10 protein-coding genes are annotated in these 12575 nt (G+C 45.9%); 8 read left to right on the top strand and 2 right to left on the bottom strand.

Annotated features, from left to right (window positions below; genetic code table 11):
- The first annotated feature begins 6 nt into the window (after positions 1-6).
- The 4 genes from J2Z66_RS00325 (at position 7) to pyc (ending at position 7186) form a co-directional block, all read left to right on the top strand.
- Positions 7-2142, top strand: a complete 2136-nt coding sequence (locus J2Z66_RS00325) for an alpha-L-rhamnosidase-related protein (RefSeq protein ID WP_209968403.1) — start codon at positions 7-9, stop codon at positions 2140-2142.
- A 46-nt stretch (positions 2143-2188) separates the two neighbouring features.
- On the top strand, positions 2189-2575 hold the full coding sequence (locus J2Z66_RS00320) for a VOC family protein (protein ID WP_209968400.1): 387 nt from the start codon (positions 2189-2191) through the stop codon (positions 2573-2575).
- Positions 2576-2809: 234 nt separating this feature from the next.
- Positions 2810-2971 (top strand): hypothetical protein, encoded by a 162-nt coding sequence (locus J2Z66_RS00315; RefSeq protein ID WP_209968397.1) that lies wholly within the window; start codon positions 2810-2812, stop codon positions 2969-2971.
- Between the two features lie 747 nt (positions 2972-3718).
- Entirely contained in the window at positions 3719-7186 is a 3468-nt protein-coding gene (gene pyc / locus J2Z66_RS00310; RefSeq protein WP_209968394.1) for a pyruvate carboxylase, read from the top strand.
- 688 nt (positions 7187-7874) lie between these two features.
- Here pyc and J2Z66_RS42335 read toward each other — a convergent pair.
- Positions 7875-7961 (bottom strand): putative holin-like toxin, encoded by an 87-nt coding sequence (locus J2Z66_RS42335; protein ID WP_281068775.1) that lies wholly within the window; start codon positions 7959-7961, stop codon positions 7875-7877.
- A 208-nt stretch (positions 7962-8169) separates the two neighbouring features.
- Between J2Z66_RS42335 and J2Z66_RS00305 the strand changes: the two genes are divergently transcribed.
- The 3 genes from J2Z66_RS00305 to J2Z66_RS00295 all read left to right on the top strand — a co-directional run bounded on the left by J2Z66_RS00305 (position 8170) and on the right by J2Z66_RS00295 (position 10926).
- A complete protein-coding gene (locus J2Z66_RS00305; RefSeq protein WP_245375174.1) occupies positions 8170-8718 on the top strand; it encodes a hypothetical protein in 549 nt (182 codons plus the stop codon).
- 127 nt (positions 8719-8845) lie between these two features.
- The gene (locus J2Z66_RS00300) at positions 8846-10294 is read left to right on the top strand and encodes a leucyl aminopeptidase (RefSeq protein WP_209968392.1); all 1449 of its coding nucleotides are present in this window, start codon (positions 8846-8848) and stop codon (positions 10292-10294) included.
- A gap of 179 nt (positions 10295-10473) precedes the next feature.
- Positions 10474-10926 (top strand): OsmC family protein, encoded by a 453-nt coding sequence (locus J2Z66_RS00295; protein WP_209968389.1) that lies wholly within the window; start codon positions 10474-10476, stop codon positions 10924-10926.
- 160 nt (positions 10927-11086) lie between these two features.
- Here the strand turns inward: J2Z66_RS00295 and trhO are convergent, their stop codons facing one another.
- Positions 11087-11968, bottom strand: coding sequence for an oxygen-dependent tRNA uridine(34) hydroxylase TrhO (trhO, locus tag J2Z66_RS00290; protein ID WP_209969474.1), 882 nt, complete (start codon positions 11966-11968; stop codon positions 11087-11089).
- A 220-nt stretch (positions 11969-12188) separates the two neighbouring features.
- Here trhO and J2Z66_RS00285 point away from each other — a divergent pair, with 220 nt between their 5' ends.
- Positions 12189-12545: a HesB/IscA family protein gene (locus J2Z66_RS00285; RefSeq protein ID WP_209968387.1), complete on the top strand. Its 357-nt coding sequence runs from the start codon at positions 12189-12191 to the stop codon at positions 12543-12545.
- Positions 12546-12575: the final 30 nt, after the last annotated feature.

Below are 12575 nucleotides of genomic sequence, written 5' to 3'. Positions count from 1 at the left end.
AAGGATATGGACAAGAATCACAATCAGGCGACATGGATTTGGTATCCAGACGATTATGAGATCTGGCTGCACCAGAAAGTATCTGTTTTGAGGCAGTTCAGGGGCTACATCTGTCCTCCGTCATGGCGGCTGGATTCGGCTTATACCAGTGTTAAATTTCGCAAAACCTTTGATTTCGCACAACCCGAGCTGTTGACCTTATCGGTTCAAGGCACGTACGTCCTGCATATGGACGGTAGCATGACACCGGTTCCCTACGAAAGGAGACCGGTCACTTCCTTGCTGATTCCTGCAGGCAAGCATGAACTGACAGTAACGGTATATAATGATCAGACGATACCGGCTGTTTATGCGACAGGCGGCGCGAATTCCTGCACTGACAACACTTGGGAAGTGAGCGCTTATAACGGCAAATGGGTGAGAGCGGCATCATGGAATTTCCATGATATTTGCTGTCCGCCCTCCGGATTTCCTTTTTCTTACGAGACTGTGAGGCCGACATCCATTTCCACAGTGAATGGTGCAATAATCGTTGATTTCGGCCGTGAAACATTCGGATACATAAAGTTTCTTGGAGCTGCCGGGAAAGGAACTATCCGGCTATATTACGGTGAATCCCTGCAAGAAGCAATGGCTGGAGAATTAGCTGAAACATTTGATGAGTTGGCTATTGAAAGCGATACGCCTCTGGATTATACGACCTCCGTAACCAGAGCATTTCGTTATATTCAGCTTAGGGCGGATGAAGGCATTTCGTGGAGGGAGCTGATTCATGAATATGAATATGTTCCCTTGGAGAAGCACGGATCCTTTAGCTGCTCGGATGAGCGAATCAACCAGATATGGGATGTATCTGCCCATACGCTGCACATGAATATGCGGGAATTTATTTTTGATGGCATGAAACGGGATCGTTGGGTGTGGAGCGGGGACGCGAATCTGGGCTTTTTAATTAATAATTATGTGTTTTTCGAACAAGACGTAACGAAGCGAACTTTGGTCGCCCTGCGCGGAAAAGAACCCGTCGAAATTCATATGAATACAATTATGGACTATACCTTCTATTGGTTTATCAGCTTATCCGAATATTACCTCTACACAGGTGACATCGCATTCATAGAAGCGAATTACGCGAAGATGTTGTCGCTGATGAATTTTTGTTTGAAACGCTGTAATGACGATGGCATGATGGAAGGCTACCCTGACGATTGGGTATTTGTTGATTGGGCACCTATGGAGCGGCGCGGCGAGCTTTGTTTTGAGCAGCTTCTATTCTGCAGGAGTATGGAGACTATGGCGGGCTTTGCCAAGGAGCTGGGAGATAAGGAAGATGAAGAGCGGTTTGTGAAGCTTGCGGAGAAGCTCCGGCAAACGATATTCAGTCTGTTCTGGGATGAAGAGCAGGGCGGTTTGATTCATGGCAGGCTTGATGGTGAGCTCAATCAGCAGATGCTGAAGTATCCGAGTATGTTTGCCATGCGCTTCGGGTACCTGGATTTGGCGCAGCAGGAGATGGTCAGGCAGCATGTTCTGTTAAATGAAGGGATTCAGAAAATCAGTACGCCGTTTATGCGTTTTTTCGAGTTGGAGGCGCTGTGCCAAATTGGTGAGCAGGAGCGGGTGCTTCAGGAAATCCGTGATTACTGGGGAGGCATGCTTGATCTCGGGGCAACGACGTTCTGGGAAGAATACGATCCTTCTTTGCCGGACGAGCTTCAATATGACATGTACGGCGATAAATTCCGCAAAAGCTTGTGTCATGCCTGGGGAGCAGCACCGATTTACCTGACCGGCAAATACGTCTTGGGTGTGAAACCGCTGAAACCAGGTTACAAGCATTATCAGGTAGAGCCTCACCTCTGCGGCTTGGATTGGATCAAGGGAGCGGTTCCAACGCCGGATGGCGAAATTGTCGTATACATGGATAAATCACGGATAAATGTGACGACGAGCAGCTCTGGTACTGGAGTTCTTTCATTCACAAGTGAATGGCCGCCTGAAGCTAACGAAGGGGAATTAAAGAGAGTCAGTGAATTTGGATATGAATTGATCCTGTCGCGGCTGAACTTCCAGTATGAAATTATTTTTCGTCCCCTAATACAGCAATCCATAAGAAACTCCACCACTTCAGAAATGCTATAATAGGGACGAGTATAAAATAATTGGATGGATGGAAGGATGATGGAGGATGGCAACAATTAAACCTTTTCTATTTTCGGAGGATTCCAGAGCTCAAGCGCAGTTCTACGTTGAAGCGCTCGGGGGGGAGATCAACTCCGTCATGACGCATGCACAGGCTCCGGAGCCGAATGATGCGTTCAAAGACAAAGTCATGCACTTGTGTCTGACGGCTGCAGGAATTACCCTCTTCATGGCTGATGCCTTGGATACCCTTACGCGTGGGAACGGTATCAGCCTGAATCTGGAGTTTGAGTCTGGGGACGAGGGCCGGAAAGCGTTCGATAACCTTGCCGCAGGAGGCAAAGTGTTGCATCCGCTTGAACCCGTATTCTGGGGCGGCATGTATGGGCAGCTGGAAGATAAATTTGGCGTCTCATGGATGATCAGCTGCTAGGCTAAAGCTGTTAAACTGAAGAATACTAGTCCTGACTGGAGCCAGAGCCAGAACTTCCAATAAGAATATACAATCGAAGAATAGGGCGGATGATGCTGCCTTATTCTTTTTTGTTCTTAAGTTACTGATCCCCATGATCCCGTTCCCTCAGGATAGCAATAAACTTCTGCCAGCAGTCTGTTTGGGCGTGACACGTTCGGCACTTTGCAGCTGAGAGGGAACTGGGTAAGATAAGTGTTAGTAGCAGCCTGGGAGCAGCTTAACCTCCGCCGAAATGAGCGTGTGCTCCACTTAACGATGATTTTCATCGTTAAAGCAAGTGTTCCTGGTCAAGCCGTCACGTTAGCGATGATTTTCATCGTTAAAATTGGACAGATGGCCTCTCAGGGTGGTTAAAAGGGACGATGTTTTTCATCGTTAAAGCAAGGATATGGAGCGGACCTGATGCTTTTAACGATGAACATCATTAAAAGCATCAGGTCCTTCTCAGCTGCGCGCGTTCTTCATCCGCAGCGCCTGTACCCGTTAGGAATTCTCCTCTAACCAAGAGAAAATCCCTTGCTGGCAGTCTGTTTGAGCATGGTGTTCGTGCGATTGTAGTTTGTGATTTGTATAAGTGCAGCGGCAATGCGGTGAAGTGATAAATTCATAAAATCATGACATCTGTAAAGAAGTCCAAATGTTCATTATAGTCACTATCCCTTTGCCTCAGGAACCAGACGTCTGCTAGCTGCCCGTTTGAGAATGGCTTGTTCTGCACTTTGCAGTCGAGAGAGTGAAGGGGTGTTGGTGGAAAAGTGGTTGGAGCCCCCACATCCCTTCACTCCGTAACGCACCTCAAGTCACGAACGTGCACCTCAAAGGACGCCGCAGGGCCGTCATTCCAAGTGAGAAAAAACTTTTTTTCATGTGAAAAAAAGTTCTGATGAATTAATACGACACACTATATAGGTTTTGTGTTATTATTATACAAGTGCGGTATTTTCGGAAAAGTTTGTCGAATGACTCTGATTACGAGGGCAATGAAAAGTAAATTAGACATGGTCAACAAGCTAATTGACAGGCAGTTATTTCCGGATGAATGCGCTATTTTAAAATTTAAGCAAATTCGCCTAGTTAGTAAATAAAGGCAGAGGAGTTCCTATGAGAGAGATCAGAGCGTTTAAAAAAATACTGGTAGCCAACCGTGGTGAGATTGCGATCAGGGTTTTTCGGGCTTGTACGGAATTGAACATTCAAACAGTGGCTATTTATTCGGAGCAGGACAACTTGTCACTGCATCGCTTTAAAGCGGACGAAGCCTATTTGATTGGCAAAGGAAAAGGCCCAATTGAAGCTTATTTGGGAATTGAAGAGATATTGGAAGTAGCCAAGCGTTATGATGTGGATGCGATTCATCCCGGATATGGCTTCCTGGCGGAGAACGAGGAATTTGCCAAACGCTGCGAGGAAGAGGGCGTCGTCTTTATCGGGCCTAAATCGGAGCATATCCGTATGTTCGGGGATAAGGTAATTGCCCGTCAAATGGCGATTGAGGCTGAAATTCCGATCATACCGGGAACACCGGAACCAATCAAATCGCTTGAGGAAGCGATGCTGTTCACGAAGGAATACGGATACCCGGTTATTATCAAAGCCGCTTCAGGTGGTGGCGGGCGCGGGATGAGAATTGTTAAACAAGCGGATGAGCTGCAGCCTAGCTTGGAAAGAGCTCGTTCAGAGGCGAAATCTGCGTTTGGCAACGAAGCGGTCTACTTGGAGAGATTTCTGGAAAATCCGAAGCATATCGAGGTTCAGGTACTTGCGGATAGCTACGGCCATGCCGTTCATTTATTTGAACGCGACTGTTCGATCCAACGCCGTTACCAGAAAGTAGTTGAAGTCGCTCCAAGTCTTACCTTATCTGAGGAGCAGCGGAATGAAATTTGTAATGCTGCGTTAAAGCTTGCAACCAAGACTGGTTATATTAATGCGGGAACCGTAGAGTTTCTCGTTACGAAAGATGGAAGCTTCTACTTCATCGAAGTAAATCCGCGTATTCAAGTGGAGCATACAATCACTGAGCTGATTACCAATATCGATATTGTACAATCGCAGATTTTAATTGCCCAAGGTTACGCATTGTCTGATACGGAAGTTGGCATTCCTTCCCAAGAGTCGGTTAAAATTAATGGCTTTGCGATTCAAAGCCGGGTAACGACTGAAGATCCGGAGCGCGGATTCGTGCCCGATACAGGACGGATTGTCGCTTACCGCTCTGGCGGAGGATTCGGCGTTCGTCTCGACACAGGCAACACAGGGGTTGGAGCTAACATCACCCCTTATTACGATTCGCTGCTCGTGAAGCTATCCACACATGCAGGCAATTTCGAGCAAGCTTCGAGAAAAATGCTGCGTGCACTCCGTGAATTTCGGATCCGCGGCGTAAAAACGAACATACCTTTTCTGGAAAATGTGGTGCAGCATCCCGACTTTTTAACTGGGGCCTATGATACCTCGTTTATTGATACGAAACCAGAGCTGTTCGATTTTGTACAAAAGCAGGATCGTGGAACGAAAATCTTAAAATATATTGGACTCACTATGGTCAACGGCCACCCGGGCATTCCCAAGCTGGATAAGAAGCCTGTTTTTGATGATGTGCGGATTCCCAAAATTTCTGTCAAACAGCCATACGTCCCAGGGACGAGACAGATTTTGCAGGAAAAGGGCGTTGCCGGCTTACAACAGTGGATCCAGGATCAAAAACGCGTTCTCGTGACAGATACCACCTTCCGTGATGCCCATCAATCACTGCTGGCTACACGTGTGCGTACTTACGATCTGCTGCAGATCGCCGAGGAAACCGGAAAAATGGGACATGATTTGTTCTCTCTGGAAATGTGGGGAGGAGCAACCTTTGATACGTCCATGCGTTTTTCAAACGAAGACCCGTGGGAGAGATTGATCAAGCTGCGCCAAAAGATTCCGAACATTCTTTTTCAAATGCTGTTTCGTGGTGCGAATGCGGTTGGTTATGCGACCTATCCGGACAATGTGATCAAGAAATTCATCCATACCGCCGCGGATACGGGAATCGATGTTTTCCGTATTTTCGACAGCTTGAACAGTATCGACAATATGCGGTTAGCTATTGAAACGGTATGCGAAACCGGGAAAGTCGCCGAAGCGGCCATTTGCTACACCGGAGACATTCTTGATCCGAATCGTTCGAAATACAACCTGAAATATTATATTGAAATGGCCAAGGAATTGGAAAAAGCAGGCGCTCATATTTTGGCGATCAAAGATATGGCTTCACTGCTGAAGCCGTATGCCGGCTACCAATTGATTAAGGCGCTTAAAGAAGAAGTAGGCATTCCGATTCATCTCCATACGCATGATACGAGCGGAAACGGAGCGGCTCTGCTGCTCAAAGCTGTTGAAGCGGGTGTCGATATTGTGGACACGGCGATCGGTTCGATGTCTGGCCTGACGTCTCAGCCTAGCTTGAACTCGCTTATTTACTCCGTGGAGCATGAAGAGCGCGCTACCGGGTTGAATGACCGTGACTTCCAGAAATTATCCGATTACTGGGAAGATGTGCGTCAATATTACTTCCCGTTTGAGTCGGGTATGAAAGCAAGCAGCGCGGAAATTTACCGTCATGAAATGCCAGGCGGGCAGTACAGCAACTTGCAGCAGCAGGCTAAGTCTGTAGGACTCGGCAACCGTTGGGAAGAGGTCAAGGAGGCTTACAGCACTGTCAATCAAATGTTCGGAGACATTGTCAAAGTAACGCCTTCTTCTAAGGTAGTTGGAGACATGGCCTTGTTCATGGTGCAGAATAATTTGACGGAAAAGGATGTATTCAATCTGGGGGATACGCTTGATTTCCCGGAATCGGTCATCCAGATGTTCCAAGGTTACTTAGGACAACCGCAAGGTGGCTTCCCAGAGGATCTGCGGAAAATCATCGTCAAAAAACGCGAATATTTCACGCGCCGTCCGGGCGAGCTGCTTCCGCATATCGATTTGGAAGAATTGCGCGGTAAATTGGAAAAAGATTTAAGTCGTGAAATTACCGATTTCGATATCTTGTCCTATATTATGTACCCTAAGGTATATGAGGATATGATGAAGAAAGTAGAGGAATTCGGCGATCTTTCCGTGCTGGATACACCGACCTTCTTCTACGGTCTGGCTGTTGGAGAAGAAGCGGCGGTTAGCATCGAGCAAGGGAAAACGCTGATTATCAAGCTGGTTATGATCGGGGACATTCAGCCTGACGGACAGCGTACGATCTACTTTGAGATGAACGGTCTGCCGCGGGAAATTATGGTCAGAGATTCATCAGCCAAAGTAACTGTCCAACGCAAAGCGAAGGCTAACCCGCATGAAAAGGGACATATCGGCGCCAATATGCCGGGTACTGTACTGAAGATCATGGTTAAACAAGGGGATGAAGTCCAAAAAGGGGATGCACTCCTCGTCAACGAAGCCATGAAGATGGAAATGGTTATTCAGTCTCCATTTGCCGGAACTGTCACTGAGGTTGTCGTCAAGGCGGATGAATCCGTTGATTCTGGCGATTTGCTGCTCGTGTTGGAACCTAAAAACGAAGGCTTCTAAAAAATAAAGTCATTCGAACCCAGAAATCGTAGTGTTAGTTGCGATTTCTGGGTTCTTTGCACATTTAACGATGATTTTCATCGTTAAAGGAAGGGGTTCCAGGCCAATCCGTACGTTAATGATGTTTTTAAATCGTTAAAAGAGGACAGATGGCCTCACTAGGTGGAAAAAAGGAATTTTAACGATGTTTTTCATTGTTAAAGAAGGATGTGGAGAGGACCAGGTGCTTTTAACGATGAAAAACATCGTTAAAGTAGCAAATCCTTCTCGGCTGCGCATGCTCTTCATCCCCAGCGCCTTTGCCCGCTAGGAAGTCTCTTCCAACCAAGAGAAAAACTCTTGCTGACTATCCGTTTGAGCTTGGTGTTCAGCTTGGTGTTCGTACGATTGCAGCTGAGAAGAGGGAATGGCTGTGGGAGGAAGAGCGTTAGCGTCTGCCTTTAAAGATTTGTTCCTACCCCCTCATCTACACCATTCAATGGAACAAATCTTTAACAGCGGCTGGAGCCCACAGCGATTCTCTCCCTCCATGCACCAACGTCACGAGCACGCACATCAAAGGACGCCGCAAGGCGTTTTGGTTGTCAAAAGAAAAAGTCAGATCAATGAATATGACCTGACTCGTACGGCGGCTTGTAATTGGCGGATTTAATTAGTATGGTTTCAAACCAAGACTAGAGCCAGTAGATCATTTCCTCTTGTCAATGTAGGTTAACAGTGTGAGTATAAATAACCCAAATGCAAACATGATTGTAAGAGATTGAAATATATCCATGTTCACAGCTCCACCTTTCCAGTGAGGTGCCCGCCTACGTACAAGTCGTCTCATGTAAATGATAATATAATATGTAATAAAATGGAAGTGTCAATAGAACTACTTTCACCGCATATTTTCTTGCATAATTCGATAAAAAGGATATAAAACGTATGTAAAACGTGCATAAAACATATGTGAAACATATGTAAAACAAACGGAGGAGATTATGATGCTTATTGACTTTGAAAATACCGCAATTACGGATATTCCTTGGCAAAGGCTGACGACGCCTTATGGAAGAGGGAGCGACCTGCCTCGGCTTATGGCTGATCGACAATATGACGAAATAGCGCAGTTGGTTGAGCATCAAAGTACGCTTTGGCAGGTAACGCCGTGGGTGTTGTCTTTTTTGCTGCGGGAACTGAAGAAGAAACAACCACAAGAAGTAGCTCTTTTCGAGTTGAAGCTGTATAGCGCAGTTGCGGATTCATTCATCGGAAATAAGCTGGGATCTGCTCCGCATGTAGAACGGCCTGCGCTTTTGTTGGACGAAAGCTATTTATGGCCGGAAAATGACGATGAGGACGAGCTGTTGTGGGAGGAGCAAGAGCCGCCGGGCTACGCGGAGCTGCCTTTTTCCAGTTATTATTATTACAGTGACTTGTTATTAAAAGAAGCGATCCCTGACTTCAAAAGACTGCAAGCTGGCAATACTAAGTTTTCTGCGGAGGTAGCGGAGTTGTTGGCAAAGCTGGAGCCAGATGGCTCTGAATGAGTGCTTGAGCATTTGGAATCAAGATTCATTACCAGGCCAGTTGGTTTCACAATTTCGTTCATGGTATGATGGGATTAACTGACAGCTCAGGCTGGATAAAGCGAGTATGATAATTGGGAGGGAAAATATGAATTTTGTAGTGGGAGCATCTGAAGCAACTGAAGGGTCACAAGTGAAAGTGATTGTGATTTTTAAGGATCGTATGGAACTAAGTATACTGGATGGTATTGATTCCAAAGAAAGTATGGGTGAAAAAGGGGTCATTACTTGGCAGTATGGCCGCCGCGGTGAACCACATTTGCTGCTTGTAGGACTTGGCGATGAAGCTAAATTGACGACGGAGATCATTAGAGCAGCTGCAGGCTCAGCCGGAAGAGCTGTAGAGCAGCAAAAGCTGGAAAGCGCTGAGGTTGTCTTGGAAATATTGAAATATGGTGAAGCTTTAAGCGAAGCCACAGCCCTTACGGCTTGGGTGGAAGGCTGGCTGCTCGGTACATACGCGTTCGACAAATACAAAACAAAAAAGGCACCTCGACATGTTCAAACGGTTCATCTGCAAAGCGCTGAAGGCGTGGATGTGGACAAGGCTGTAAGACTAGGGGAGATTCGTGCCGAAGGCACTATATTAGCACGTGATCTGGGCAATGAACCACCCAATCAATTACGTCCAGATACACTGGTACAGCGTGCTGTGGAGCACTTTGCCAAGGAGAATAAGAATGTGAAGGTCCAGGTGTATCAGGGTGAACAATTGGCCGAGAAGCAGATGAACGGTATTATTGCTGTCGGCAAAGGAAGTGTGCATCCGCCTGCCTTGCTGGAGCTTAGCTACTGCAGCGATCCGTCCAAACCATTAATTGCGCTGGTTGGCAAAGGCATCACTTTCGACACAGGTGGAATCAGCTTGAAATCGGGCCGTGATTTGAGCGATATGAGAATTGATATGGGAGGTGCCGCGGCAGTTCTAGGGGCACTGCATATTATTGTGGCTAGCGGGATAGCTGTCAATGTCGTCGCGATTGTGGCAACAGCTGAGAACATGCCGGATGGAGCGTCCATGCTGCCAGGTGAAGTGATTCAATATGCAAATCAGATCACCGTACAGGTGAAAAATACCGATGCGGAAGGCAGACTCGTGCTCGCTGATGCACTTATTCATGCGGCCAACCTGGGTGCAGCGCGAATCGTAGATATTGCCACGCTAACTGGAGCATGTGCGGTTTCTCTTGGGGAACGGATGGCCGGAGTCTGGGGCGATGATTCGATGACGGCAAAGCTGCAAAGCATTGGGCGTAGTAACGGAGATAAGGCATGGCCGATGCCGCTTGAAGACGAATATGAAGATATGCTAGAAAGCCATTACGCCGATCTGTCCAACATCAGCATGGGGCCATATGGGGGCGCTATTACGGCAGCACTGTTCCTTCGCAGATTCGTTGATTCTTCGATTCCATGGGCACATGTCGATATGGCTGGTCCAATGGAAGCCGATGCGACCAAGGGCTATATCGCTGCTGGAGCTACTGGCTATGGAGCCAGGCTATTGGCTGATTTCACGGCTGAATACTCGGGCTGACTAAGAGCAGACTAAGAGCAACGGGCAGATCAAGACAGATCCAGGTAGATCTGCCTTGGATCTGCTCCGTTCCGTGTTAATAAAAATTCATAATTCCAATTAACATTATAGGAAAAGTATGTTATTATATTTTTAGTTCATAACGATTATAAATCATCCAAGGAAAGAAGTGTACAAATATGCCACCAGAAGTGTTTAAAGCAACCGCTCATTTGCAAGAAGGAGTTGTAGTTAAGGCTAGATCCAGAAATTTCGAAATTACGATTGATGAGCCCAAAAATTTAGGTGGAACGGATACAGGGATGAATCCTGTAGAAGTTGTTCTTGCAGCACTAGGAGCTTGCCAATCCATTGTTGCCCGAGTATATGCCAAAAAGTTCAATGTTCGTCTTGATGATTTTTGGGTGGAAGTCGAAGGAGATCTGGATACAGACGGTTTCTTTAACAAGTCCGACGTACGCCGCGGCTACTCCGAGATCAGGTATACGTTTCACATCAAAACAGACGCATCCAGAGAACAAGTTGAAGAGTTCATCGAATTCCTGGAGCGCACCTGCCCGGTTGGAGATACAATTGCTAATGAAGTCAATCTTAAATTAAACGGCATCATTATTGAGCCCATAGAAGTCTAATTCTTTTAATAAGACTTATACTTTATAGCATCAATACAAAAGAATCAATGCAAAAGCATCGAAACAAATACTTGTAAACATGTACAACCATCCTTTTTCAGGGTGGTTGTATTTGCATTTTTGCTTGGGTTGCAGATTGTAACAAGATTGCAAATGTTCACTAATTCGGCATGCACCGCTCAGAACAATGACCGTTGTGAGCAGCATCGCATTCTTCACAAGAAATATGCTGGAGGTCACAATCGTTATTTGCACAATTAATGAACCGCTCTGAAGGATTTCCACAATGGGAGCATTTCCCGACAACAATGTCTTCATCTGTATGATTAATAGGTACGATTATCCGTTCATCAAAGACGTAGCATTTGCCGTCAAAAAGCTTTCCCTGTACGTCCGCATCTTTTCCGTAAGAGACGATACCGCCATCCAGCTGGTAAACTTCCTGAAATCCTTCCTTCAGCAAGTAGCCGCTCAATTTTTCACAACGGATTCCTCCCGTACAATAGGTCAGAATGGGCTTGTCCTTGAATTCGTTCATATTTTCTTGTATCCATTGCGGAAATTCTCGGAAGCTATCGACATCTGGTCGAATCGAATTGCGAAAATGGCCAATGTCGTATTCATATCCGGTTCGCCCGTCCAGCACGATCACATCGTCACGTTGAAGCTGTTCGTAGAATTGTTTGGGAGCAAGCCTTTCACCACTGATGACATTAGGATCAAGCTCCTCATCAACCCGAAAAGTAACCAGTTCTTTTTTGTAACGGACAAACATTTTTTTGAACGTATGCCTGTCGGAATCATCTACTTTAAATACGATATCGGAGAATAAAGGGTTCTGGCGTAAATCACGCATGTATTGCTCCGTTTGTTCAAAAGAACCGGACAATGTCCCGTTGATGCCTTCGTCTGCAATCAAAATTCGGCCTTTGATTCCAAGGTCGTTACAATAAGCTAAATGATCTTGCGCGAATTGCCGGGCATCGGGAATCTTCACGAATTTATAAAATAGCAATACAGAGTATTCTAATGTTGGGTTCATGTTCATGTGTGGATTCATTGTATTCACCTGACTGATTATGGATTAAATTGCTGAGCATAAAAAAAGAAAGCATACTTTTATCTTTATAAAGTATTTTAACACAAGATAACTGGTTGACAAGGGGGACTTCATTCTTCATACTTAGTATATATAATAGTATAAAAAGTTTTGATAATTAAAAATGCGTGTAAATATTAGTCCATACAGGGAGGGAACACCCATGATTCAAATTAGCGAGACTGCTTCGGAAAAAATTGCCGGAATGCTCAAAGACATTGGTATTGATCATAATTTTCTGCGTCTGGGGGTCAGTGATGGTGGATGCAATGGTCTGTCTTACAGTATGCGTTTTGACGATTCACTGGTAAAGGATGATCGGGTGATCGCTTGGAATAAATTTCAAGTTGTGATTGATAACACAAGTGCAGAGTACCTTGAAGGTGTACAAATTGATTATGAAGAAACGGGCATGACTGGTGGTTTCACGATAAATAACCCCAATGCCAAGTTCACATGCGGCTGCGGGGCCAGCTTTCGGACGGCAACCTACCGTGGTAAAGCCAAAAAATGCGACTGATTGTTGAGTAAAGAGTCCAGGAGCTAAGGA

Origin of the sequence: Paenibacillus eucommiae (assembly GCF_017874215.1) — a bacterium.
GTDB lineage: Bacteria > Bacillota > Bacilli > Paenibacillales > NBRC-103111 > Paenibacillus_AI > Paenibacillus_AI eucommiae.
Note: the sequence above shows the minus strand (reverse complement) of the source record. Positions and strands in the feature narration are given on the sequence as shown.